The sequence below is a fragment of the Streptomyces sp. NPDC047085 genome (assembly GCF_040643735.1).
In the GTDB taxonomy this organism is placed as follows: domain Bacteria; phylum Actinomycetota; class Actinomycetes; order Streptomycetales; family Streptomycetaceae; genus Streptomyces.
On record NZ_JBEYUW010000001.1, the window covers coordinates 1,013,169 to 1,038,943 of the forward strand.

Annotated in this window: 18 protein-coding genes; 10 read left to right on the top strand and 8 right to left on the bottom strand. The window is 71.2% G+C overall.

Annotated elements, in window-relative coordinates:
- The first annotated feature begins 295 nt into the window (after positions 1–295).
- Both gltB and ABZ865_RS04380 read left to right on the top strand, forming a co-directional pair.
- Positions 296–4,891: a glutamate synthase large subunit gene (gltB, locus tag ABZ865_RS04375; RefSeq protein ID WP_361223550.1), complete on the top strand. Its 4,596-nt coding sequence runs from the start codon at positions 296–298 to the stop codon at positions 4,889–4,891.
- Positions 4,884–6,347 carry a glutamate synthase subunit beta gene (locus tag ABZ865_RS04380; RefSeq protein WP_361223553.1) on the top strand — a complete coding sequence of 488 codons (1,464 nt, stop codon included), beginning with the start codon at positions 4,884–4,886 and terminating at the stop codon, positions 6,345–6,347. The genes gltB and ABZ865_RS04380 overlap by 8 nt, the downstream gene beginning before the upstream one ends.
- A gap of 108 nt (positions 6,348–6,455) precedes the next feature.
- On the opposite strand, the gene ABZ865_RS04385 is transcribed toward ABZ865_RS04380, so the two are convergent.
- The 3 genes from ABZ865_RS04385 to ABZ865_RS04395 form a co-directional block, all read right to left on the bottom strand.
- Positions 6,456–7,166 carry a calcium-binding protein gene (locus ABZ865_RS04385; RefSeq protein ID WP_361223555.1) on the bottom strand — a complete coding sequence of 237 codons (711 nt, stop codon included), beginning with the start codon at positions 7,164–7,166 and terminating at the stop codon, positions 6,456–6,458.
- Positions 7,163–8,347, bottom strand: a complete 1,185-nt coding sequence (gene wecB / locus ABZ865_RS04390; protein ID WP_361223558.1) for a UDP-N-acetylglucosamine 2-epimerase (non-hydrolyzing) — start codon at positions 8,345–8,347, stop codon at positions 7,163–7,165. Before wecB ends, ABZ865_RS04385 begins: the two co-directional genes overlap by 4 nt.
- 134 nt (positions 8,348–8,481) lie before the next feature.
- Entirely contained in the window at positions 8,482–9,681 is a 1,200-nt protein-coding gene (locus ABZ865_RS04395; protein WP_361224382.1) for a glycosyltransferase, read from the bottom strand.
- Positions 9,682–10,104: 423 nt separating this feature from the next.
- On the opposite strand from ABZ865_RS04395, the gene ABZ865_RS04400 reads away from it, so the two are divergent.
- Both ABZ865_RS04400 and ABZ865_RS04405 read left to right on the top strand, forming a co-directional pair.
- Positions 10,105–11,967 carry a polysaccharide deacetylase family protein gene (locus ABZ865_RS04400; protein WP_361223561.1) on the top strand — a complete coding sequence of 621 codons (1,863 nt, stop codon included), beginning with the start codon at positions 10,105–10,107 and terminating at the stop codon, positions 11,965–11,967.
- A gap of 35 nt (positions 11,968–12,002) precedes the next feature.
- The gene (locus ABZ865_RS04405; RefSeq protein WP_361223563.1) at positions 12,003–13,028 is read left to right on the top strand and encodes a hypothetical protein; all 1,026 of its coding nucleotides are present in this window, start codon (positions 12,003–12,005) and stop codon (positions 13,026–13,028) included.
- Between the two features lies 1 nt (position 13,029).
- On the opposite strand, the gene ABZ865_RS04410 is transcribed toward ABZ865_RS04405, so the two are convergent.
- Together ABZ865_RS04410 and ABZ865_RS04415 are read right to left on the bottom strand one after the other, a co-directional pair.
- A complete protein-coding gene (locus ABZ865_RS04410; RefSeq protein ID WP_361223566.1) occupies positions 13,030–13,932 on the bottom strand; it encodes a chitosanase in 903 nt (300 codons plus the stop codon).
- Complete coding sequence (locus ABZ865_RS04415) at positions 13,929–14,807, bottom strand: rhomboid family intramembrane serine protease (RefSeq protein ID WP_361223569.1); 879 nt, start codon at positions 14,805–14,807, stop codon at positions 13,929–13,931. The genes ABZ865_RS04410 and ABZ865_RS04415 overlap by 4 nt, the downstream gene beginning before the upstream one ends.
- Positions 14,808–14,957: 150 nt before the next feature.
- Here ABZ865_RS04415 and ABZ865_RS04420 point away from each other — a divergent pair, with 150 nt between their 5' ends.
- Positions 14,958–15,683, top strand: a complete 726-nt coding sequence (locus ABZ865_RS04420) for a VWA domain-containing protein (protein WP_361223572.1) — start codon at positions 14,958–14,960, stop codon at positions 15,681–15,683.
- A gap of 29 nt (positions 15,684–15,712) precedes the next feature.
- On the top strand, positions 15,713–16,324 hold the full coding sequence (locus tag ABZ865_RS04425) for a TetR/AcrR family transcriptional regulator (protein ID WP_361223575.1): 612 nt from the start codon (positions 15,713–15,715) through the stop codon (positions 16,322–16,324).
- A 27-nt stretch (positions 16,325–16,351) separates the two neighbouring features.
- Here ABZ865_RS04425 and ABZ865_RS04430 read toward each other — a convergent pair whose 3' ends face one another.
- Entirely contained in the window at positions 16,352–16,819 is a 468-nt protein-coding gene (locus ABZ865_RS04430) for a MarR family transcriptional regulator (RefSeq protein WP_361223578.1), read from the bottom strand.
- 126 nt (positions 16,820–16,945) lie between these two features.
- Here ABZ865_RS04430 and ABZ865_RS04435 point away from each other — a divergent pair, with 126 nt between their 5' ends.
- Positions 16,946–18,373: an MFS transporter gene (locus tag ABZ865_RS04435; protein WP_361223580.1), complete on the top strand. Its 1,428-nt coding sequence runs from the start codon at positions 16,946–16,948 to the stop codon at positions 18,371–18,373.
- A 453-nt stretch (positions 18,374–18,826) separates the two neighbouring features.
- Here ABZ865_RS04435 and ABZ865_RS04440 read toward each other — a convergent pair whose 3' ends face one another.
- A complete protein-coding gene (locus ABZ865_RS04440; RefSeq protein ID WP_361223583.1) occupies positions 18,827–19,708 on the bottom strand; it encodes a hypothetical protein in 882 nt (293 codons plus the stop codon).
- A gap of 110 nt (positions 19,709–19,818) precedes the next feature.
- Entirely contained in the window at positions 19,819–21,576 is a 1,758-nt protein-coding gene (locus ABZ865_RS04445) for a beta-galactosidase family protein (protein ID WP_361223585.1), read from the bottom strand.
- A gap of 177 nt (positions 21,577–21,753) precedes the next feature.
- Between ABZ865_RS04445 and ABZ865_RS04450 the strand changes: the two genes are divergently transcribed.
- The 3 genes from ABZ865_RS04450 to pepN all read left to right on the top strand — a co-directional run bounded on the left by ABZ865_RS04450 (position 21,754) and on the right by pepN (position 25,678).
- Complete coding sequence (locus ABZ865_RS04450; protein WP_361223587.1) at positions 21,754–22,632, top strand: AraC family transcriptional regulator; 879 nt, start codon at positions 21,754–21,756, stop codon at positions 22,630–22,632.
- Between the two features lie 56 nt (positions 22,633–22,688).
- Complete coding sequence (locus ABZ865_RS04455) at positions 22,689–23,039, top strand: chorismate mutase (protein ID WP_361223590.1); 351 nt, start codon at positions 22,689–22,691, stop codon at positions 23,037–23,039.
- Between the two features lie 158 nt (positions 23,040–23,197).
- Positions 23,198–25,678 (top strand): aminopeptidase N, encoded by a 2,481-nt coding sequence (gene pepN, locus ABZ865_RS04460; protein WP_361223593.1) that lies wholly within the window; start codon positions 23,198–23,200, stop codon positions 25,676–25,678.
- Positions 25,679–25,775: the final 97 nt, after the last annotated feature.

Consider the following 25,775-nt stretch of genomic DNA (forward strand, 5'->3'; position numbering starts at 1 on the left):
GCGCACTCGTGGGATGGGCGAAGGCGCTCCTCCCGCCCCCTCCCGGTCCGACCGGCAGCGATCTGATCGATCTTGTCCGGTTCGGTCCCCCTCATACTTCCGGCCGCCGAGCGCGGCCCCGGCCGTGAACCCACGGCACCTGCCGCCACCCCGCGGCGTCCGCATGCTGGAACGGAGTATCCGGTTCCCGGGTATGCCCCCATCATGTAATCTGCGTGAAATTTTGCAGCTCCGCAGAGGGCCAACGTCGTCCCTCGGCACCTGAAATTGCCACTTGACGACGACGGGAGAGCCGATGCGTACGACGCGCCAGCCGTCCCAGCACTCCACGAATGGCCGGAACTGGTCCTTCATGGATGCTCGCCCTGCTGCGCAGGGTATGTACGACCCCCGCAACGAGCGCGACGCCTGTGGCGTCGGCTTCGTGGCCACCCTCACCGGCGAGGCGAGCCATGCGCTGGTCGAGCAGGCGCTGACCGTCCTGCGCAACCTCGAGCACCGCGGCGCCACCGGCTCCGAGCCGGACTCCGGCGACGGCGCGGGCATCCTCTCCCAGGTGCCGGACGCCTTCTTCCGTGAGGTGGCCGGATTCGACCTTCCCGCGGCGGGCTCGTATGCGGTAGGCATCGCCTTCCTGCCGGAGCAGGGGACCCAGGACTCCGTCTCACAGATCGAGACGATCGCGGCCGAGGAGGGCCTCACGGTCCTCGGCTGGCGCGAGGTGCCGGTCGCCCCCGAACTGCTGGGCGCCACCGCCCGCTCCACCATGCCCGCCTTCCGGCAGATCTTCGTCGCCGACGGCGCCAGCGAGGGCATCGCGCTGGACCGCAAGGCTTTCGTGCTGCGCAAGCGCGCCGAGCGGGAGGCCGGGGTCTACTTCCCGTCCCTGTCTGCCCGCACGATCGTCTACAAGGGCATGCTGACCACCGGCCAGCTGGAGCCCTTCTTCCCGGACCTGTCCGACCGCCGCTTCGCCTCGGCCGTCGCGCTCGTCCACTCACGCTTCTCCACGAACACCTTCCCGTCGTGGCCGCTCGCGCACCCCTACCGCTTCGTCGCGCACAACGGTGAGATCAACACCGTCAAGGGCAACCGCAACTGGATGCGCGCCCGCGAGTCCCAGCTGCTCTCGGACCTGTTCGGTCCCCAGGAGAAGCTGGACCGCATCTTCCCGGTCTGCACCCCGGACGCCTCCGACTCCGCCTCCTTCGACGAGGTCCTGGAGCTGCTCCACCTCGGCGGCCGCTCGCTCCCGCACTCCGTGCTGATGATGATCCCGGAGGCGTGGGAGAACCACGACTCCATGGACCCGGCCCGCCGCGCCTTCTACGGCTACCACTCCACGATGATGGAGCCCTGGGACGGCCCCGCCTGCGTCACCTTCACCGACGGCACCCAGGTCGGCGCCGTGCTCGACCGCAACGGCCTGCGCCCCGGCCGCTACTGGGTCACCGACGACGGCCTCGTCGTCCTCGGCTCCGAGGTCGGCGTCCTCGACATCGACCCGGCCAAGGTCGTCCGTAAGGGCCGCCTGCAGCCCGGCAAGATGTTCCTCGTCGACACCGCCGAGCACCGCATCATCGAGGACGACGAGATCAAGGCGTCCCTCGCCGCCGCGCAGCCGTACGCGGAGTGGCTGGAGGCCGGCGAGATCGAGCTGTCCGACCTGCCCGAGCGCGAGCACATCGTGCACACCCACGCCTCGGTCACCCGCCGCCAGCAGACCTTCGGGTACACCGAGGAGGAGCTGCGCGTCATCCTCGCGCCGATGGCCAAGGCCGGCGCCGAGCCGATCGGCTCCATGGGCACCGACTCGCCGATCGCCGCGCTGTCCGAGCGCCCCCGGCTGCTCTTCGACTACTTCACCCAGCTGTTCGCGCAGGTCACCAACCCGCCGCTGGACGCGATCCGCGAGGAGCTGGTCACCTCCCTGCGCAGCTCGCTGGGCCCCCAGGGCAACCTGCTCGACCCGACCGCCGCCTCCTGCCGGTCCGTCGTGCTGCCCTTCCCGGTGATCGACAACGACGAGCTGGCCAAGCTCATCCACATCAACGCCGACGGCGACATGCCCGGTTTCAAGGCCGCCACCCTGTCGGGCCTGTACCGGGTCTCCGGCGGCGGTGACGCGCTCGCCGCGCGCATCGAGGAGATCTGCGCCGAGGCCGACGCGGCCATCGAGAACGGCGCCCGCCTGATCGTCCTCTCGGACCGCCACTCGGACGCCGAGCACGCGCCGATCCCGTCGCTGCTGCTCACCGCGGCCGTCCACCACCACCTCATCCGCACCAAGCAGCGCACCCACGTGGGCCTGCTGGTCGAGGCCGGCGACGTCCGCGAGGTCCACCACGTCGCCCTGCTGATCGGCTTCGGCGCCGCGGCCGTGAACCCGTACCTGGCGATGGAGTCCGTCGAGGACCTGGTCCGCGCGGGCACCTTCCTGTCGGACATCGAGCCCGAGCAGGCCATCCGCAACCTGATCTACGCCCTCGGCAAGGGCGTCCTGAAGGTCATGTCCAAGATGGGCATCTCGACCGTCGCCTCCTACCGTGGCGCCCAGGTCTTCGAGGCCGTCGGCCTGGACGACGCCTTCGTCGAGAAGTACTTCAACGGCACCGCCACCAAGATCGGCGGCGTCGGCATCGACGTCATCGCCAAGGAGGTCGCCGCCCGCCACGCCAAGGCCTACCCGGCCTCCGGTATCGCGCCCGCACACCGCGCGCTGGAGATCGGCGGCGAGTACCAGTGGCGCCGCGAGGGCGAGCCGCACCTGTTCGACCCGGAGACGGTCTTCCGCCTCCAGCACTCCACCCGCTCGGGCCGCTACGACATCTTCAAGAAGTACACCGAGCGCGTGAACGAGCAGTCCGAGCGCCTGATGACGCTGCGCGGCCTGTTCGGCTTCAAGTCGGACCGTCAGCCGATCTCCATCGACGAGGTCGAGCCGGTCTCCGAGATCGTCAAGCGCTTCTCCACCGGCGCCATGTCGTACGGCTCCATCTCCAAGGAGGCGCACGAGACCCTCGCCATCGCCATGAACCAGCTGGGCGGCAAGTCCAACACCGGTGAGGGCGGCGAGGACCCGGAGCGCCTGTACGACCCGGCGCGCCGGTCCAGCATCAAGCAGGTCGCCTCCGGCCGCTTCGGTGTGACCTCCGAGTACCTGGTCAACGCGGACGACATCCAGATCAAGATGGCCCAGGGCGCCAAGCCCGGCGAGGGCGGCCAGCTGCCCGGGCACAAGGTCTACCCGTGGGTCGCCAAGACGCGTCACTCGACGCCGGGCGTGGGCCTGATCTCCCCGCCGCCGCACCACGACATCTACTCCATCGAGGACCTGGCCCAGCTGATCCACGACCTCAAGAACGCCAACCCGGCCGCCCGCATCCACGTGAAGCTGGTGTCCGAGGTCGGCGTCGGCACGGTCGCGGCGGGCGTCTCCAAGGCGCACGCGGACGTGGTCCTGATCTCCGGCCACGACGGCGGCACCGGTGCCTCCCCGCTGACCTCGCTCAAGCACGCGGGCGGCCCCTGGGAGCTGGGCCTCGCCGAGACCCAGCAGACCCTGCTGCTCAACGGCCTGCGCGACCGGATCGTCGTCCAGACCGACGGTCAGCTGAAGACCGGCCGTGACGTGGTCATCGCCGCGCTGCTCGGCGCCGAGGAGTTCGGTTTCGCGACCGCTCCGCTCGTCGTCTCCGGCTGCGTGATGATGCGCGTCTGCCACCTGGACACCTGCCCGGTCGGCATCGCCACCCAGAACCCGACCCTGCGCGACCGCTTCACCGGCAAGGCCGAGTACGTGGTGAACTTCTTCCAGTTCATCGCCGAGGAGGTCCGCGAGATCCTCGCCGAGCTGGGCTTCCGCTCCATCGAGGAGGCCGTCGGCCACGCCGAGGCGCTCGACGTCACCCGTGCCGTCGACCACTGGAAGGCACAGGGCCTGGACCTGGAGCCGCTGTTCCACGTGCCCGAGCTGCCCGAGGGTGCGGTGCGCCACCAGATCGTCGAGCAGGACCACGGCCTGGAGAAGGCCCTGGACAACGAGCTGATCAAGCTCGCGGCGGACGCGCTCGCCGCCTCGGACGCCACCGAGGCCCAGCCGGTGCGCGCCCAGGTCGCCATCCGCAACATCAACCGCACGGTCGGCACCATGCTCGGCCATGAGGTGACGAAGAAGTTCGGCGGCGCGGGCCTGCCCGACGACACCATCGACATCACCTTCACCGGCTCCGCCGGCCAGTCCTTCGGCGCGTTCCTGCCGCGCGGCGTCACGCTGCGCCTGGAAGGCGACGCCAACGACTACGTCGGCAAGGGCCTCTCCGGCGGCCGCGTCGTCGTCCGCCCGGACCGGGCCGCCGACCACCTCGCCGAGTACTCGACCATCGCGGGCAACACCATCGCCTACGGCGCCACCGGCGGCGAGCTGTTCCTGCGCGGCCGTACCGGTGAGCGGTTCTGCGTCCGCAACTCCGGCGCGCTGGTCGTCTCCGAGGGCGTGGGCGACCACGGCTGCGAGTACATGACCGGCGGTCGCGCGGTGGTCCTCGGCGAGACCGGCCGCAACTTCGCGGCCGGCATGTCCGGCGGTGTCGCCTACGTCATCGACCTCGACCGCGACAACGTCAACGTCGGCAACGCCGACGCGGTCGAGGCCCTGGACGAGGCCGACAAGCAGTGGCTGCACGACGTGGTGCGCCGCCACGCCGAGGAGACCGGCTCGACGGTCGCCGAGAAGCTGCTGGCCGACTGGGACACGGCCGCCCAGCGGTTCAGCAAGATCATCCCCAGCACGTACAAGGCAGTGCTCGCCGCCAAGGACGCCGCCGAGCGAGCCGGTCTCTCCGAGACCGCGACCCACGAGAAGATGATGGAGGCGGCGATCAATGGCTGACCCGAAGGGTTTCCTCAACCACGGCCGTGAGGTCGCCCGGACCCGCCCCGTCGCCGAGCGGGTCAAGGACTGGAACGAGGTCTACGTCCCCGGCGGTCTGCTGCCGATCATCAGCAAGCAGGCCAGCCGCTGCATGGACTGCGGCATCCCGTTCTGCCACAACGGCTGCCCGCTGGGGAACCTGATCCCCGAGTGGAACGACTACGCCTACCGCGAGGACTGGGCGGCCGCCCAGGAGCGGCTGCACGCGACCAACAACTTCCCGGAGTTCACCGGTCGCCTCTGCCCGGCCCCCTGTGAGTCGGCGTGTGTGCTCGGCATCAACCAGCAGCCGGTGACCATCAAGAACGTCGAGGTCTCGATCATCGACAAGGCGTGGGAGACCGGGGACGTCGCCCCGCAGATCCCGGAGCGCCTGTCCGGCAAGACGGTCGCGGTCATCGGCTCGGGCCCGGCGGGTCTCGCCGCCGCCCAGCAGCTGACCCGGGCCGGCCACACCGTCGCCGTCTACGAGCGCGCGGACCGCGTCGGAGGCCTCCTCCGGTACGGCATTCCCGAGTTCAAGATGGAGAAGCGGCACATCAACCGCCGTATCGAGCAGATGCGTGCGGAGGGCACCCGGTTCCGCACCGGTGTCGAGGTCGGCCGCGACATCAACGCCCGCGACCTGAAGAAGCGGTACGACGCGATCGTGATCGCCGCCGGCGCCACGACCGCCCGTGACCTCCCGGTCCCCGGCCGCGAACTCACGGGCATCTACCAGGCGATGGAGTACCTGCCGCTCGCCAACAAGGTGCAGGAGGGCGACTACGTCACCGCGCCGATCTCGGCCGAGGGCAAGCACGTCGTCGTCATCGGCGGCGGCGACACCGGCGCGGACTGCGTGGGCACCGCCCACCGCCAGGGCGCGGCCTCCGTCACCCAGCTGGAGATCATGCCCCGCCCGAACGACGAGCGGCACCCGACGAACCAGCCCTGGCCGACCTTCCCGATGCTCTACAAGGTCACCTCGGCGCACGAGGAGGGCGGCGAGCGGGTCTACTCCGTCTCCACGACCCACTTCGAGGGCGACGAGGACGGCAACGTCCAGTGGCTGCACCTGACCGAGGTCGAGTTCGTCGACGGCAAGCTGACCCCGAAGCCGGGCACCGAGCGCAAGATCCCGGCCCAGCTGGTCACCCTCGCCATGGGCTTCACCGGCACCGACCGGGAGAACGGCCTGGTCGAGCAGTTCGGCCTGGAGCTGGACGAGCGCGGTAACATCGCCCGCGACGCCGACTTCCAGACCAACGTGCCGGGTGTGTTCGTCGCCGGTGACGCCGGCCGCGGCCAGTCCCTCATCGTGTGGGCGATCGCGGAGGGCCGCTCGGCCGCCCGCGGTGTCGACCGCCACCTGACCGGCGCCAGCGACCTGCCGGCCCCGATCCGCCCGACGGACCGCGCGCTGGCGGTCTGACGGCTCGTCAAGGAACGTCCCGTACAAAGGCGTACGGAACACTGATGGCGCCCGCCCGAAGTCCCCGACCGGACCGGGCGGGCGCCGTCGCTTCTCCGGCGTGGCTCTTCAGCGTGAACGCGCCTTCAGCCCCTCGAACTCCACGGTCGCGTCCTCGGTGTACGCCCCCACCTTGCCGCCGGTGTACGGCCGTTCGACGTCGGTGAAGGCCACCAGACGTCTGCCGCCCACCTCGACGGTGAGGTCCGCGCCGTTCTGCTCCACCCGGACCGTGTACCAGGGGCCCACCGGGTACTTCGTCCGCCCGGTCGCCAGGAAGCGCTGGCCCCCCGGATAGGCCGGATCCCGCTTCCCCAGCTCCCAGCCGTTCGGCTTGAGGGTGATGTAGTAGAAGTGCTCCGGATCGGTGTACGCCCAGACCAGCCACGGGACTTCCCACGGGTTCGGGTTCGGGTAGCGCAGCTGCCGTACCGTCCGCATCCGCGCCTCGTACCGCACGTCCGTGTAGGAGGCGGTGCTCACCACCAGGCCCGCGTGCGTGGTACCGGGATCCTCCGCGGCCCTGGGGGAGAGCGACAGGGAGTCGTCGTCGCCCAGGTTGGTGCCGTGACCGTTGAACACCGAGAGCCAGCGGCCGTGGACCGTGCCGTCGATCCAGGGTTTGGGCGGCGGCGCGCTTTCGCCCCGGCACTGGGTCACGGTGACCGCCACGAGCGCCGCCAGCGTGAGAGCCAGTGCCAGGGTGGTGAGAAGACGGCCCCTGCGCCCCTGCGGGATCGGCGGGATCCGGCGGCGGGGGCGCAGGAGCGATGAGGTCATGCCGCAGAGTATGGCCCGGACGCGGTGAGGCCGACCGGCACTTCGGCGGCGAAGTCCTCGGCCAGTTGGGCGAGGACACGCCCGGCGGCCTGTCCGTCCCCGAACGGGTTGCCCGCGGTCGCCATCCGCCGGTACTCCACCGGATCGTCCAGCAGCCGCTCGGCCCAGGTCACGATGGCGTCCGGGTCCGTGCCGACCAGCCGGGCCGCGCCCGCCTCGACCGCCTCCGGGCGTTCGGTGGTCGTGCGCAGCACCAGCGCGGGCTTGCTCAGGCTCGGAGCCTCCTCCTGGATGCCGCCGGAGTCGGTGAGCACCAGGTCGCACTCGGCCAGCGTGGCCGCGAAGTCCAGGTAGTCGAGCGGTTCGACGAGCGAGATGCCGGGGTGACCGTCGAGTTCGGGCAGCAGCGCGTCCCGTACGGCCGGGCTCTTGTGCAGCGGCAGCACGATCTCCACGTCTCCGCGCCCGGCCAGCCGGGCGAGCGCACGGCCCATGCCGCGCATCCGCTCGCCCTGGTTCTCCCGGCGGTGCAGGGTCACCAGGACCCGTCGGGCGCCGGTGCGGAACGCGGCAGAGCCGGTGCCGAACGCGGAGGTGCCGGTGCCCTCGGCCAGCACCCACAGCAGGTTGTCGATGACGGTGTTGCCGGTGGTGAACACCTGCTCCACCGGGACGCCCTCCTCGGTCAGGTGCCGTGCCGCGCGCGGTGTCGGGGCGAAGTGCCAGCGGGCCATGCGTCCGATGAGGCTGCGGTTGAGCTCCTCCGGGAAGGGGTTGTCGATGACTCCGGTGCGCAGCCCCGCCTCGACGTGGGCGACCGGGATCTTCTCGTAGAAGGCGGCCAGGGCGCCGGCCAGCGCGGTCGTGGTGTCCCCCTGCACCACGACCAGGTCCGGCCGCTGCTCCCGCATGACCTCGCCGAGCTCGCGGACCAGGCGGGCGGTCAGGTCGGACAGCTGCTGCCGGCTGCGCATCACGTCGAGCGCGGCCCGTACGTCGACGCCGAGCAGGCCGAGCATCTGGTGGAGCATCTCGCGGTGCTGGCCGGTGGTGACGACGAGCGGCTCGAACTGTTCGCTGTCGGCCATGGCCCGCGCCACCGGCGCCAGTTTGATCGCTTCCGGCCGGGTGCCCAGCACGAGCATGGCGCGTACGGGCAGGGTTGACGGAGGTGTGGTCATGGAAGGCCCCCCTAGGGCATGCGCGATCGTCGCGGGACCGCGCAAGGGTGTGAACGGTGCGGAGATGAGAGAAGAGATGAGAGAAGAGATGCGAGACGCGCGGCGGGACGGCCGCGGGAGAGGGACGGTGGCCCTCAGGTGCGCGCGGTCTTCAGCCAGGTCTGCTTGCCGGTGAGCATTCGCCAGAACCCCCACCAGCCGGCGAAGAACCAGATGTAGCCGTAGAAGACGAAGACATGGGCGAGGAGCACACAGCGCACAAGACCGAGCTGCCGCTCACGCTTGAAGTACACGAAGCCGTACGCGTAGGCGGCCGTGAACGAGAGCAGATACGGCCCGAGCAGCCACATGGGCGACACCAGCGGATGCCCCACCTGGACGGAGGCCATGACGGTGGCACCCAGGGCGACCAGGAAGGAGACGGGCAGCAGCGAGGTGAGCAGGATCAGGACCGGGCTGGACAGGTGGTAGAGCATGTCCAGCGCGGGCCGGGTCGGTACGTCCCGGAGGATGAGCGGGACGAGACCGGCGGACTGCAGATGGCCCTGGAACCAGCGGGATCGCTGCCGGATCAGGCGCCGCAGGCTGAGCACGGCCTGCTGGGACACTGCGGCGGTGGTGCAGTGCATGTTGGTCCAGCCCTTGGCGATCAGCCGCACGCCGAGGTCGAGATCCTCGGTGAGGCTGTCGCTCCACGGGCCGTCCCCGTCGAGTGTGTTGAGCGCCGACAAGCGCATGAACTGCCCGTTGCCGCCCATGCCCACGCTGCCGATGAAGCGTCGCGCGCTCTGGAACACGTCGCCGTAGACGACGAACTCCATGTCCTGCATGCGGGCGAGCAGCCCCAGGTGCCGGTTGTACATGCGGACGCAGACCTGAACCGCGCCCGTACGCGGGTCGTCGAAGTACGGGTCGACGGACTGCACGACGTGCGGGTCGAGCCGCCCGTCCGCGTCGACCACGCACAGCACGACGTCCGCCGGGTCGTGTCCGGCGAGCAGGCCGGACTCCCTGAGGTGCCGCACCCCGTCGTTGAGCGCGGCGCCCTTGCCCCGGCGCGCGTTCGGCGGAATGCGCCGGTGCAGCCGGACCAGGTTCGGGTCCGCGGCCAGAGCGATTTCACTGGTGCGATCGTCGGAGCCGTCGTCTATGACGAGGGCCATGAAATTCCCGGCGGGCAGAGAAGTGATGCGCGCCAGGCTTTCGGAAAGAACTTTCTCCTCGTTCAGACACGCCAGCAGGAAAACGTAGAAGCGTTCTTTACGGTCTGTTCGAGAGCGGCGAATTCTGCGCCGCGAGAGAAGGAAAAGACTGGTGTTGTAGCAGCCGGCCATCACGATCAGGGTGATGCTCGACCACAGGAGCAACTCAATGATCACGGCTGCCCCCGGCGCGGGTCCGCATCCTGTGTCCCTGGCGTCGCAGGTGGATGCGGGCGAGCAGGATCAGGCACGCCGTCAGGCAGTAGAGCAGGAATCCGGCTCCGGCTATCGCCTGTAGTGCTTTGGCTAGAGGTAGGCCGGGTATCGCTTGCGGTGCGGCCATCGCGCCTGCCAGGGGCAGTAGTGTGCCCAGGGCTGGTCGTCCGTACATTGTCCCCCCATATTCGGTGCGCGTCCCCAACGCGCGGTGGTGAACTTAGCAGACCCTCCGGGGCCCAGAAGCACATTTGACAGGTCTCGCGATCGCCAGAACAATCGGGGCCTTACTGGCGCCAAATGCTTTGTCAACCATTTGGCAAAGTGGGGGGAAACAAAGTGAGACGAGTGATCCCGCCCTGGAAGCGGGCACGCACCCGAATTTCCGTCGTTCTGCTCCTTGTCGCCGCTCTGCTGAGCGGCACTTTCATGGCCACCGACGCCCAGGCCGCCGGGGGACACCACCGCGGTGGCGAGGCCGCCGGTATCCGGTCCGGACTGAACCGGGTCGACCTCAAGGGCTGGGCGAAGGCCCAGCTCACGGCCGACCGGGCACGGCACGCCCGGCCCCGTCCGAAGACCGCCCCGGCCACCCGCGCGTCCACGGCCCGCCGCACGGTCGGCGCCGCGACCGCCGGGCCGCGGCCGACGCTCCGGCGCGCCCAGGCTGACGCGGCCGCCGACGCCGGCCCGACCACCCTCGTCCTCTACGACACGGCAGGCCCCTACGGGCAGCTGGGCGAGCTGTACGCCATGGCCGCGGCCAACCTCGCCGGCCACTTCGGCACGGTGACGGCCAAGCCGGTCCAGCAGTACACCGCCGGCATGATCGACGCGTACTCGGCCGTGGTCTACATCGGCTCGACGTACTACGGCGGCACCATCCCGGACGCCGTCCCGGCCGCGTTCTACGCCGACGCGTCGGCGAGCGCCAAGCCGGTGATCTGGATGGGCGCCAACATCTGGAACCTGGCCAACTCGGTCGGCGTGGCCCCGTTCACGCAGAAGTACGGCTGGGACCCGACGACGTCGTACTACGAGGACGGCGGTTCGATCGGCAACGTCACGCAGGTGACGTATCGGGGCCAGACCCTGACCCGCACCATCCCGGCCGGGCAGGACGGCGGCGTGCTGCGCCCCAACGTCCTGACGGGCACCGGATATCCGGCCGTCACCCGGCTCGCGGAGGGCCTGGACAGCGCGAACGGGCACACCTTCGGCTGGGCGGTCCGCTCGTCCAACCTCACCTACATCGGTGAGATCCCCTTCGCCTACGTCTCCGAGACCGACCGCGTCATCGCCTTCGAGGACCTGCTCTTCGACGCCCTCGCCCCGGCCACCGCCGAACGGCACCGGGCGATGGTGCGCCTGGAGGACATCAGCCCCGACGCGGACCCCACCGAGCTGCGCGCGATGGCCGACTACCTCTACTCCCAGCACATCCCCTACGGCATCAACGTGATCCCCGTCTACACGGACCCGAACGGCACCTACAGCAACGGCGTCCCGCAGACGATCACGCTCGCCCAGCGGCCCCAGGTGGTCAGCGCGCTGAAGTACATGCTGGCCAGGGGCGCGGTCCTGATGGACCACGGCTACACCCACCAGTACGGCAACGTCGCCAACCCCTACAACGGCGTCACCGGTGACGACTTCGAGTTCTACCGGGCGCACGTCGACGCCGCGAACAACGTCGTCTACGACGGCCCGGTGGCCGAGGACTCCAGCCTCTGGGCGCAGTCCCGGGTCACCAGTGCCCTCACCCAGTTCACCCTCGCGGGCCTGCCCAGGCCGGCTCTGTGGACCACCCCGCACTACGCGGGCTCCGCGGCCGACTACAAGGTCTTCAGCTCCAACTTCTCGGCACGCCTGGAGCGTTCGCTCTACTTCGCCGGGACGCTGAGCGGAGCCCCGTCCGACCCGAACCGGTTCATCGGCCAGTTGTTCCCGTACACCGTGAAGGACGTCTACGGCACCAAGGTGCTGCCCGAGAACATCGGCAACTACGAGCCGGAGGCGTACAACAACCACCCGGCGCGCCTGCCCGCCGACCTCATCGCGTCGGCCAAGGCCAACCTGGCCGTACGGGACGGAGTGGCGAGCTTCTTCTACCACCCGTACTACCCGGTGCAGCCGCTGAAGGACACGATCGACGGCATCAAGGCACTCGGCTACACCTTCGTCAGCCCGGCGGCGCTGTGACGGCGCCCGCCCCCAGGAGGAGGACCGTCGCCGTCATGGCGGCGGTCCTCCTCGCCGTCAGCGGATGCGTGTCCACCGGCGCGGGCAAGGGGCCCGCCCACGGCGGCACGCACGCCTCCCGCCGCCTGCCGGAGGCCTCGGTCATGCGCGGCATCACCCTGCCCTCGTGGTACCGCACCGACTACGACAGCCCGGCCGCACCCCGCTATCTGCGCGGGATCAGGGCCACCGGCGCGCGCTGGGTCACCTTCACCCCGACCTGGTACCAGAAACACGCCACCGACCCGGCCATGCACACCACCGAGGAGACCGCGAGCGACGCGAGCCTGCGCGGGATCGTCGAACGCGCGCACGCGGCCGGCCTCAAGGTGATGATCAAACCGCACGTGGACCTCCCCGGCGACCTCGACCGCGCCGAGATCCGCCCCCGCGACCGGGCCGCCTGGTTCGCCGCCTACCGCCGCTTCCTCACCCACTACGCCGACATCGCCGCCGACACCGGGGCCGAACAGTTCGCCGTCGGCACCGAACTCGCCGGCGTCTCCGGCGACACCACCGCCTGGACCGAGGTGATCAGAGCCGTCCGCGACCACTACGACGGCCCGCTGACCTACGCCGCCAACTACGACGAGTACCAGCACATCCACTTCTGGGGGGCCCTCGACGTCATCGGCATCGACGCCTACTGGCCCCTCACCCGGAAACCCACCACCGACCCCGCCCTGCTGAGGCGCGCCTGGGCCCCCATCCGGCAGAAGCTCGCCGCGTACTCCGGGCGCCAGCACCGCCGGATCCTGTTCACCGAGGCCGGCTACGTCAGCCAGCGGGGCTCCACCACCGCCCCGTACTCCTGGACCGTCAGCGACCATCCGGCGTACGCCGAACAGGCCGCCGCCTACCAGGCGCTCCTCGACTCCTTCGAGGGCCGCGCGTGGTGGGCCGGCGTCTGCTGGTGGATGTGGGACGACTGGCCGGACAGTGGAGAGACACCGGCACGCCTGGCGTACACCCCGCACGGCAAACCCGCGGAGGAGGTGCTGCGCCGGACGTGGGCCCGCTGACCTACGGAATGCGGTACGGCTCTCCGTACACCCGCCACTCCAGCGGGGTGTCCAGGCCGAGATTGCCGTCGTAGAGGAACTGCCGCTGGGCCGTGTCGATGCGGGAGGTGTCGATGGTGGGCTTCTTGGCCTTCATGGCCTTGCGGCGGACGTCCAGGAAGATGTCGAGGTAGTTCTTCTCGCTGCCGCCCTCGGAGGGCAGGTCGGCCTCGTGGAGGGCGCGTTCGCGCAGCCCGTAGAAGCTGCCGGGGCCGGTGCCGGGGCCGTGGAAGACCATCGCGTCGTAGTAGACGAACTGGCCCAGCGTGCCGAGGCCGTCGAGCTTGGCGAGGCGGACGGCCGGGTCGAAGTAGACCCGGTCGCGCTCGTCGTCCTGCGCCTTGCGGAAGGCCGGGAGCTTCGCCTCCGCCTTCCAGGCCGTGGTGAAGCCCGGGCCGAGGCCCTTGTGGGAGTCCGTGCCGTCGACCTCGCGGAGGGCGGGGAGGTAGGCGGCGAGGCCGTTGCCCGGGTGGGCCTCGGTGTAGCGCTCGACGAGGGCGAGCAGGTCGTGGGTGCCGGTGCAGAAGCCGATGATGCCGGCGGTGTAGCCCTGCCCGTCGCCGATGTCCTCGATGTAGCCGTAGGCGGCGCGCCAGTCGAGCGTGGAGTTCTCCGCGCTCGCCACGATCCGCTGCGCCAGCTCCTTCTTGGCGGGCGCGGCCAGGCCCGGCGGCGCGTCGGCGATGACCTCGGCGTCCGCGGCCCGCGCCGACTCCGCCCGCGCCTTGGCCTCCTCACGGGCCCGCTGGGCGGCGGAGAGGGGCTTGCCCGCCGAGGAGCCGGACGGATCGGAGCCGGCGGCGTACAGCACGGCCGTGACGACGAACGGCACGGCCGCGAACAGCAGGATTCCGGCTCGCCTCATGCGGCAGCGCCTCCCGTGAGATCGGAGACCTTGACCCAGGCGAGGAGCAGCAGCAGCGCCAGCAGGGCCACGCACGCGCCCGCCTGGATCACGACGCGGCGATTGTCCCGGGGCGCGTACGCGTACGCCAGCGTCGCCGCCCCGCCCGCCAGCAGGCCGCCGAGGTGCCCCTGCCAGGAGGTCACCCACGCGGAGATCACCAGCCACAGCAGCAGATTGCCCATGTCCTGGTTGACCGCGCGCATGTCGTAACCGAGGCGACGGCCCATGACGTAGTACGCGGCCCCCAGCCCGAACAGCGCGCCGGAGGCGCCGACCGTGGGCGTCTCGGGGGCCAGCAGCAGCACCATGACCGAGCTGCCGAGCGCCGACAGCAGGTACAGGGCGAGATAGCGCACCCGGCCCAGCTGCGCCTCGACCACCCGGCCGACTCTCCACAGCGCCAGCATGTTCATCACGATGTGCGCGATGCCGAACATGCCCTCGGTGGGCATGAGATGCAGGAACTCGCCGGTCAGCAGCCGGTACCACTCGCCGTGGGCGACGCCCTCCGGGTAGTAGCCCGCCGGCACGGTGCCCAGCATGCCGAACCGGCGCTCGACCGACGGACGCGCCAGCTCCGCCAGGTAGGCGAGCACGTTGAGCCCGATCAGGACGTACGTCACCACCGGCACCGCGCTGATGCGGCCGCCGAAGGCCGTGCGCGCCTGCCGTACCGACCGCGCGCCCTCCTTCACGCACTCCACGCACTGGTGGCCGACGGCGGCCTCGCGCATGCAGTCCGGGCAGATGTAGCGGTCGCAGCGCGTGCAACGGACGTGCGACTCCACCTTGGGATGACGGAAGCACGTGGTCACGGCGGACTCGGCGGTCACGGCCGGCTCCTCTGGGAAGCGTGGGACAGGATGAGCCGGTGGGGACGGCGGCGAACAAAATAGCGAACTGTGGTGACGGGGCGACCGCTGGGGGCTCTTGATCCCTTAGGCTCGGCTGGCTCGGCTTTCCGCACAGCCAAGGGGGGAACCATGGCCGCGATCAGTCTGCGCAAGGTGGAGGAGACCGCGCCCGCGCTCGTGGGCGCGTACAAGGCGGCCGGGGTGTCGCTCACCAAACACGGCCTGGACGGGCTGCGTGCCGCCGTCTACCTGGTCGTCGACTACTCGGGCTCCATGAAGCCGTACTACAAGGACGGCAGCGTGCAGACGCTCGCCGACCGCGTGCTGGGGCTGTCCGCGCACCTGGACGACGACGGCCGGGTGCCGGTGGTGTTCTTCTCCACGGACATCGACGCGGTCACCGACATCGCCCTCGACGGCCACGAGGGCCGCATCGAGCGGATCGCGGCCGGGCTCGGACACATGGGCAAGACCAGCTACCACCTGGCGATGGACGCCGTCATCGACCACTACCTCGACAGCGGCGCCACGGATCCCGCCCTCGTCGTCTTCCAGACCGACGGCGGCCCGATCAACAAGCTCGCCGCCGAGCGCTACCTGTGCAAGGCGTCCGGACTCCCGCTGTTCTGGCAGTTCATCGGCTTCGGCGACCCGGGCAGCCGGCAGTTCGAGTTCCTGCGGAAACTGGACGAACTGGCCGTTCCCGGCAAGCGGATCGTGGACAACGCCGGCTTCTTCCACGCCGGACAGGATCCCCGGCGGGTCTCCGACGCCGAGCTGTACGACCGTCTCGTCGGCGAGTTCCCCCACTGGCTGGCCGCCGCACGCGCCGCGGGCATCGTGCGGCCGGCGTGAGTCGCGCCCCGGGGGACCAGAATGGGTCCGTGCCGACCAAGAAGAAGCCCCAGGTGACCGCCGCGTCCGAGCGTCGCCGCGAACTCCTCGGCACCGCCGCCGAGGTGTTCGCCGAGCAGGGCTACAACGCCACCACCGTCCGCACGATCGCGGACCACGCCGGGATGCTCGCGGGCAGCCTCTACTACCACTTCGACTCCAAGGAGTCGATGCTGGAGGAGATCCTGCGCACCTTCCTCGACGAGCTGTGGGACGGCTACGACACCGTCCTGGCCTCGGATCTCGGGCCCCGCGAGACACTCGAAGCCCTCGTCACCGAGTCCTTCCGGGAGATCGACCGGCACCGCTCCGCCGTCGCGATCTACCAGAAGGAGAGCAGGCAGCTCGCGGCGCAGGACCGGTTCGCGTTCCTCGCCGAATCGCAGCGCCGGTTCGAGAAGGCATGGCTCGGCACGCTGGAACGCGGGGTCGCCGAACGGGTCTTCCGCGCCGACCTCGACGTCCGGCTCACGTACCGCTTCGTGCGCGACACGGTCTGGGTCGCCGCGTCCTGGTACCGGCCGGGCGGACAGCACAGCCCGGAGGAGATCGCCCGGCAGTACCTGTCGATGGTGCTGGACGGGATCGCCGTACGCGCATGACGTGACGCGGGACGTGGGGCAGCGGGGTCAGTCCGTCAGGCGGGCGGCGGCCGCGCGCTGACGTTCGCTCATCACGGACAGGAAGCGGACCACGGTGTCCAGCTCGTCCGTGCCGAACTCCTCGCAGGCGTCGACGACGTCACGTGCCCAGTCCTCGAAGAAGACGGCGAGTTCGCCGATCTTCTCCTGGTTCAGTTCGACGAGCACCCGGCGCTTGTCCGTCGGGTGTTTGACCCTGCGGACGAAACCCTTGGTCTCCAGGCGGTCGAGCAGGCCGGTGACGGAGGCCGGGGCGAGCCCGGTCAGTCCGGCCAGGTCCTTGGCGGTGAGCGGACCCTGGCGCTGGAGGTAGTCGAGGGTCTTCTCCTCCGTGGCGTTCAGCCCCTGCTTCGCGGCGACCGCCGAATGGAACATGACCGTCACGGCACTGTGCTCCCGGCCGATCTCCATCAGCCGCCGCAAGGTCTCGGCCCGCTTCGCGTCTCCCTCGGTCATGGACCCAGCCTAACAAATATTTCGTTCGGCCGAACGAATGACTTGCGATCACGGCCGTCCCGGTGCAAGTCTTTCGTTAGTCCGAACGAAATAAATCCGAGTCACCGAAGTCAGGGGGAGACGTCCATGTCCACGACCCTCACCACATCGCCGCCCGCCGTGGCGGAGCCGTATCCGCGCCGTTGGGCCGCCGCCGTCGTGATGATGATCGCGGCGCTGATGGACCTGCTGGACGGCACGATCGTCAACGTGGCGGTCCCGTCCATCAGCCGCGATCTGCACGCCTCACCGAGCGACCTGCAGTGGCTCGTCTCCGCCTATCTGCTGGGCTTCGCGGCCGCCCTGATCGTCTCCGGTCACCTCGGCGACCGCATCGGCCGCCGCCCGCTCTTCCTCGTCGGCACGGCCGGCTTCGGACTGGCCAGCCTGGCCTGCGGGATCGCCCAGTCACCGGGGCAGCTGATCGCCGCGCGGGCGGTGCAGGGCGTGCTGGCGGCGGTGCTGGTGCCGCAGGTGCTCGGCTCGTTCCGCACGCTGTTCCACGGCAAGGAGCGGGGGGCCGCCTTCGGGATGTACGGCGCCGTCGCCGGGTTCGCCTCGGCGGTCGGGCTGCTGCTGGGCGGGGTGCTCACTGACGCCGATCTGTTCGGCTGGGGCTGGCGGTCGGTGTTCCTGGTGAACGTGCCCGTGGCCGTCGCGACCTTCGTGGGTGGACTGCTGCTGGTGCCGGCCACGCGCGAGCGGTCGGCGGGGCGGCCGGACGTGCTGGGCAGTGTGCTGCTGGCGGGCGGTCTGGTGGCGGTCGTGCTGCCGCTGGTGCAGGGGCGGGAGAACGGCTGGCCGCTGTGGGGCTGGCTCTGCCTCGCCGGCGGGGTGGTCGCGGTGGTCGGGCTGGGGCTGTACGAGGCCCGGCGGCACCGGCCCGGGACGGTTCCGCTGCTGCCCGCCCGCGCCTTCGGCCTGCCGGCCTTCTCGGTGGGTGTGGTGGTGCAGTTGCTGTTCTCCCTCGGTATGCAGGGATTCTTCCTCGTCTTCGCGATCTGGCTGCAGGGCGGGGAGCGCTACACACCGATGCAGGCCGGGCTGGTCACCGTGGCCTTCTCGGCCGGCGGCTTCCTCACTGCGCCGGCGGCGGACGGGCTGGCGGTGCGGTACGGGCGGACGGTGCTCGGCGCCGGGGCGCTGATGATGGCGGGCGGCTTCGGCTGGGTGTGGGCGGCGATCGACGGGGCGCCGGCCGTGCACGCGGGGGCGTGGCCGCTGGTGCCGGGGCTGCTCGTGGCCGGGGCGGGGCTCGGGTTCCTCGTGGTCCCGCTGGTGAACGTCGTGCTGTCCGCCGTGCCGGGGGAGTTGGCCGGCGGGGCGTCGGGCATCTTCTCCACGGCTCAGCAGTTCGGCGGGGCGCTGGGGGCGGCTGTCGTGGGGTCGGTGTTCTTCGGCCACGTGGGGCAAGGCCTGACCGGAGCGCTCACCGCGTCGATGCCGTGGGTCGTGGGCGGGTTCGTGGTGTGCGCAGTGCTGTGCGCCGCACTGCCCCGCCGCGCCGCAGACTGACCCCTCACCCTGCCCACTCAGTCCCAGGGGGCTCCGCCCCCTGGGACCCCGGGCACCCCTGCCCACCCACCACCCGACTCGGCATGCCGAGAAGTTGCTGGTGCCGGCCGAGGAGCATGCGCGAGGGCGGTTTAACTCGATCGTGTGGTGCTCGGCTTCCGGGCTTGCGGCGTCATGGGCCGTTCGGGCTACGGTGATCGTGCGATCTGGGACGCCGGTTACGGTGCTGGCGTGCGGGGCCCCTGCTCCACCGGAGTGATGGTTCAGGGCCTCCCCGTCGCCTCTGGCCGTACCCATCTGGCCAGGTCGTGAGGGAGCCGGCCTCCCGGGATCGGACCACGCACGGGATGCGTGTCGCCGCCCCGGGGTCGAGTACGCCGGGGACCAGTGCGCCCAAGACCGTTCGGGGCGTGCGGCTGAGTAGGCTCATTCCTGCTCAGTTCATAGGAACGGTCAGGTGTCGCAGTCCAGGACTGTTCGGCAGAGGCTGCATCTGGCGCGGACCCGGCCCCGTACCGGGACTCTGATGCGCTGGTGGCAGATGGGGCAGGGGAAGGACACGCGGAGGTGGCCGCCGCTGTCGGAGGTGAAGGCGTAGGGCGTGTCCGGGGGGATCTGGGGCGCCTGACGGCGGTCGTGGGCGTAGCGGCGGCGGCCCGCCCAGCCGGCGGCCTTCAGAGGAGGCTGCTGCTCGTCGCGGCGGGCCCGGGCCATCCCCTTGGCGTAGGCCGTGTAGGCCTGCGGGCTGGTGAACCACACGGAGGGATCCTCGTGGAAGAACAGCGAGCGCTTGGCGAGGACGTAACCGAACTCCTCCGGCGTGAGATAGCCGAGCTTCTGGGAGGTGACGCTGTCCTCGCGGTACGCGTCCAGCAGCAGCCAGCCCGCGCCGAGATAGGTCGTCACCGTGTCCGTGAGGATCTCGTTCTCCGCCGTGGTGGGGAAGGCGAGCCCCAGGCGGTGCAGATAGACGTGCGCCACCTCGTGCGCGAGCGCCGCGCCGATGTCCCTGCGGTGGGTGCGGAAGCGGTCGTTCAGCTCCACGAAGTACTCGGGCCCCGCCGTCAGTTCGACGTTCGCCGCGTGCGTCATCTCCCGGAAGCCGACGATCAGCCGGGCGTCCGGCAGCCGGAAGTGCCGCACGATCTCCCGGGCCACGCGCTGCGCGCCCAGGTGGAGATCGTCGGTGTCGCAGAAGGCCACGTCCACGGGGGCCACGCTGGTGGAGAAGGTCTGGACGGTGTCGTACGACAGCCGCCGGTACAGCGCGGTGACGGCGGCCCGCACCGTGTCCAGATGTGGGTAGCCGTGCTCGACCGGTCCACCGTTCGCCACGCCCGCACCCCCAAAGACGCCGGAACTCCTCTCCACTGTATGACTGCCCCGGCACGCCCCCGCATGCTCCGACACGCCACGGAAAGGCGCAGCCCGACGTCCGCGCCGGGTCACGGCAGGCCGAGCAGGCGCGGCGCGGGCGCCCCGGGACCGGCCTCCGCCAGCTCCAGCACCCACACCTCGTTCCGGCCCTCCCGCAGCACCGGCCCCGGCACGTACAGGGACCGCTGCGGGCCCACGGACCAGTAGCGGCCCAGATTGAAGCCGTTGATCCAGACGAAGCCCCGGGTCAGACCCGGCAGTTCGAGCCGCGCGTCCCCGGCCCCGCGCACCTCGACCGTGCCCCGGTACAGGCCCGGCGCGCCGTCCTCGGGGAGCGCCCCGAAGGGCACCCGCTCCACACCGCCCTCGAACGCGTCCAGATCGAGCCCACGCGCGCGTACCCCGTGCAGATACTGCCGCTCGTGCAGGACACCCCCCGTGATGCCCTTCGCCTCACCGGTGCGCGGCCCGTAGTTGACCCGCCCCAGGGACTCCACCCACAGTTCGACGCGCGCGGGCCCCGCGACGGGCTCCTTCAGCCGGGCCTCCTCCTCGGTGAGCACCCCGGCCCGCTCGCCGTCCACGTACACCACGGCGAGATCCCGCAGCCCGCGCACGGTCAGCGGATACGGCCGGCGCGGCCCCGGCACGCCCACCTCGTAGCGGACGACGCCCCGGGCGACACCCAGCTCCTCGAAGGAGGGCGGTACGGGCGTGACGGTCTCCGGGCCGCCCAGCGCCTCCAGCACGGCGTCCAGGGGCGACCACTCGGTCAGCACCACGTCGGTCGGGAAATCCAACTGAGCGGGCGCGGGCGGCGGTTCGGGCAGCGGGTCCTGGTGGTACGCGGCCAGCACCTCGCGGAAGCGCCGGAACTTCTCCGTCGGGCGCCCGTACTCGTCGACCGGGGCGTCGTAGTCGTAGGAGGTCACGTCCGGCTCCAGCGGCCCCTCGTGCAGCTCGCCGCCCCGGTTCGCGCCCGCCCAGCCCCCGAAGCTCGTGCCGCCGTGCGCCATGTACAGGTTCACCGACGCACCGCACTCCAGGATCTCCCGCAGCGTCCCGGCCGCCTCCCCGGGATCGCGCACGACGTGCTCGCCGCCCCAGTGGTCGAACCAGCCGCACCAGAACTCCATGCACATCAGCGGCCCCCCGGGGCGGTGCCGGCGCAGGGTCTCGAAGGCCACGCGCGCGTGGGAGCCGAAGTTCACCGTGGCGAGCACCCCCGGCAGCGAGCCCCCGGTGAGCATGTGGTCCTCGGGGCCGTCCGAGGTGAACAGCGGGACCGTGACGCCCGAGGCGCGCAGCAGACCGGCCAGCAGCTCCAGGTACTCCGCGTCCGAGCCGTGGCTGCCGTACTCGTTCTCGACCTGCACCATGATCACCGGCCCACCGCGGTCGATCTGCCGGGAGACGATCTCCGGCATCAGGTGGTGGAACCAGCCGCGCACGGGCGACAGGAACCGTTCGTCGCGGGTACGCGCGCGTGCGCCCGCCTCGGCGGTCACCCAGTGCGGCAGGCCGCCGTTCTCCCACTCGGCGCAGATGTACGGCCCCGGCCGCACGATCGCCCACATCCCGGCCGCACGGACCGCGTCCAGGAAGCGGCCGACCGCCCCCACGTCCCGCACCAGCCCCTCGCGCGGCTGGTGCAGATTCCACGGGACGTACGTCTCCACACAGTTGAGGCCCATGGCCCGCAGCATCGCCAGCCGGTGCCCCCACTGCTCCTCGTGCACCCGGAAGTAGTGCAGCGCCCCGGACAGCAGCCGCACCGGGCGCCCGTCCAGCAGGAAGCCGGATTCCCCCACCGTGAACTGGCTCATGGGCCAACCCTCGTCCCCTGGCGGTGATCGACGCCATGGACGAAGATCGGCGCTGCTTGGACAAAACGTTGGCTTGGACAAAACGTCGGCTTGGGCGAAGCGTGGCTCGGGCAGAACGCCGCCTGGATAGCACGCCGCTTGGACGGAAATCCGCCGCCGGCCCCGGGAGGAGCGCCGATGTACCACACCTGGATGCGGTTCTTCAGCCCCGGCGCCGCCCACCACCGCCTGGGCCTGGTCTGCCTCGGCGTCGGCCTCCAGTACGGCGCCCTGCCCACGGTCGGCCCGCGCACCCTCGACCACCACGTGGCCGTCGTGATCAGCACCGGCGGCGGCTGGTACCGGGGCGCCGACGGCCGCCGTACCACCGTCACCGCCCCCGCGCTGCTGTGGCTCACCCCCGGCGTACCGCACCACTACGGGCCCGACCCGGACACCGGCTGGGACGAGGGCTTCGTCGACTTCGCCGGGCCCGCCACCGCGACCTACACCGAACTCGGCTACATCGAGCCCGAGCGGCCCGTCGTCCCGCTCTCCGACGCCTCCGCGCCCCGCGCGGTCGTCGCCCGCATCGCCCGCGCCGCCCGCCGCGGCAACCCCCTGCTGGAGGTGGAGACCGGCGCCGCCGTCCACGAACTCCTCGTCGCCCTGCGCCGCGCCCGCGCCGACCTCGCCCCCGACGGCGACGAGGTGCTCCAGGCCCTCGCCCGGGACGCCTGCAAGCCGATGAGCGTCGCCGACCACGCGCGCGTGCACGGCATGACCCCCGCCGAGCTGCGCGGCGCCGTCCGCCGGGCCGCCGGCTGCAGCCCCAAGGACTACCTCCTCGGCATCCGCCTCGGCCGCGCCAAGGAGCTGCTCGCCGGCACCGAACTGCCCGTCGCGGCCGTCGCCCGCCGCGTCGGCTACGACGACCCCGCCTACTTCTCCCGCCTGTTCACCCGCCGTGTCGGCCTCGCTCCGGTCCGCTTCCGCGCCCAGCAGGGCCGCACCGTCCCCGGCGGCTGGAGCGACCGGATACCGGACCCCGACGACCCCCCGACGATCGACGGCTGACCGCATGCCGAACAGCCGGTGATCGGGACCCGCCGCTCCCTTTAGGGTGGACGCCCATGACCATCAGCAACACCGGTACCGGTGACGTCGACCCCGCGGTCCGCCAGGAGCTGGAGCGGCTGCGCGAGAGCATCGACAACATCGACGCGGCCGTCGTCCACATGCTGGCCGAGCGGTTCAAGTGCACCCAGCAGGTCGGCCGGCTCAAGGCGGTGCACCAGCTGCCGCCCGCCGACCCGGCCCGCGAGGCCCGGCAGATCGAGCGGCTGCGCAGCCTCGCCGAGAACGCCCGGCTCGATCCGGCGTTCGCCGAGAAGTTCCTGAACTTCATCGTCGCCGAGGTGATCCGCCACCACGAGCGCATCGCCGAGGACACCGCGAACGGGCAGCCCGCGCCGACCGACTGAACCCGGCGCGGACTGCGGACTGGGGACCGGCGGGGGCGACGGGAGGGGATGACGGGAGGGGGCGGCAGGGCGACGGGAGGGTGTCGGCAGGACCGGACATATGCCGTGTACCGATCCACCCCTGTGCGGTGTCGGTGCCATCAGGCAGCATGGCCTGCATGTCCGTACTCACGCGCGACGAAGCGCAGCTCCGAGCACAGTTCCTCGACGTCCACCGCTACACGGTCGAGCTCGACCTCACCACCGGGGACGAGACCTTCGACTCCCGCACCGTGATCCGGTTCACCGCACGGTCCGACGGGGACACGTTCGTCGAGCTGAAGCCCGCCGAGCTGCGCGCCGTCACGCTCGACGGACACCCCCTCGACCCGGAGTCCCTGCACGACGGCCGGCTGCCGCTGAAGAACCTCACCGCCGGTGAGCACGAACTGACCGTCGACGCGGCCATGACCTACTCGCGCACCGGCGAGGGCATGCACCGCTTCACCGACCCCTCCGACGGCGAGACGTACGTCTACACGCAGATGTTCATGGACGACGTCCAGCGTGTCTTCGCCGCCTTCGACCAGCCCGACCTGAAGGCCGTCTTCGACCTCGTCGTCACCGCCCCCGAGGGCTGGACCGTGCTGGCCAACGGCGTCACCGAGCACGTCGGCCAGGGCCGCTGGCGGGCCGCCACGACCCCGCTGATCTCCACCTACCTCGTCGCCGTCGCCGCCGGCCCCTACCACTCCGTGCGCACCGAGCACCGCGGCCTGCCCTTCGGCATCCACTGCCGCCGCTCCCTCGCGCCGTACCTCGACGCCGACGCCGAGGAGATCCTCGAGGTCACGCGCGCGTGCTTCGACCGGTACCACGAGAAGTTCGAGGAGCCCTACCCCTTCGACTCCTACGACCAGGCGTTCGTCCCCGAGTTCAACGCGGGCGCCATGGAGAACCCGGGCCTGGTCACCTTCCGCGACGACTTCGTCTACCGCTCCGCCGTCACCGACACCGAGCGGCAGACCCGCGCCATGGTCATCGCGCACGAGATGGCCCACATGTGGTTCGGCGACCTCGTCACCCTCAAGTGGTTCGACGACATCTGGCTCAACGAGTCCTTCGCCGAGTACATGGGCTACCAGACCACGCTGGAGGCCACCCGCTTCACCGAGCCCTGGGTCGAGTTCGGCGTCACCCGCAAGGCCTGGGGCTACGACGCCGACCAGCGTCCCTCCACCCACCCCGTGGCCCCGGAAGACGTCCCCGACACCGCCTCGGCCCTGCTCAACTTCGACGGCATCTCCTACGCCAAGGGCGCCTCCGCCCTGCGCCAGCTCGTCGCCTGGCTCGGCGAGAAGGACTTCCTCGCCGGCATCAACATCCACTTCAAGCGGCACCGGTTCGCCAACGCCACCCTCGCCGACTTCATCGAGTCCCTCGCCGCGGCCACCGAGCGCGACGTGCCCGCCTGGGCCGACGCCTGGCTGCGCACCACCGGCGTCGACACGCTCACCCCCGTGATCGGGTCCGACGACGGCGACCGCACCCTGACCGTCGACCGCGCCGGCGAGCGCCCGCACCGCATCACCGTCGGCCTGTACGACCGCGACCTCAGCGACGAGAGCCGCCTCGCCCTGCGCGAGCGCGTCGACCTGGACATCCCGCAGGCCGCCCCGCAGCCCCTCGGCAAGCGCCCCGCGCTGATCCTGCTCAACGACGGCGACCTGACCTACGCCAAGGTCCGCTTCGACGCCGAGTCCTTCGACGCGATCCGCACCGGACTGTCCGGGCTGCCCGACCCGCTCACCCGCGCGGTCGTCTGGAACGCCCTCAGGGACGCCGTCCGCGACGGCGAACTCCCGCCCGCCGCCTACCTGGACACGGCCCGAGCCCACCTCCCGCTGGAGACCGACCTGGCCCTCGTCCAGGGCGTCCTCGCCTTCGCCTCCGCCCACGTGGCCGACCGCTACGTCACGCCGGAGGACCGCCCGGCCGCCCTCGCCACCCTCGGCTCCCTCTGCCGCGACCTGCTGCGCCGCACCGAGGACGGGGACAACCCCGGGCTGCGCCTGATCGCCGTACGGCACTTCATCGACGTCGCCGCCCACCCCGACACCATCGCCGCCTGGCTCGCCGACGGCACGGTGCCCGGCGGCCCGGAACTCGACCCCGAGCTGCGCTGGCGCATCCTCGGCCGGCTCGCCGTGCTCGGCGCCACCGACGAGGCCGCCATCGCCGCCGAGCTGGAGCGCGACCCGTCGGCCACCGGCCAGGAGGGCGCCGCCCGCTGCCGCGCCGCCCTGCCGGACCCCGAGGCCAAGCGTGCGGCCTGGGCGGCGATGTTCGCCGGCGACGACCTCTCGAACTACCTCTTCACGGCCACCGCCCAGGGCTTCTGGCAGCCCGAACAGGCCGACCTGGTCCGGGAGTACGTGCCGCGCTACTACGAGGACGTCGTCGCGGTCGCCGCCCGCCGGGGCCCCGCCATCGCCGTCGCCGCCGGCAAGTGGGCCTTCCCGCACCACGCCGTCGACGCGGAGAACCTCGCCCTCGGCGAGGCCTGCCTGCGCGACGCCGACCCGGTCGTCGCCCTCCGCCGCAAGCTCGTCGACGAACTGGACGACCTGGCACGCGCCTTGCGGGTCCGAGGCGCATAGCCCCACCACCTCACCCACGGCCGGTCCCCGACACCCGCAAGGGGGGACCGGCCGCACTTTCTCGGGGGCGGCGGCTGGATCATCCCGGCGTCACGGG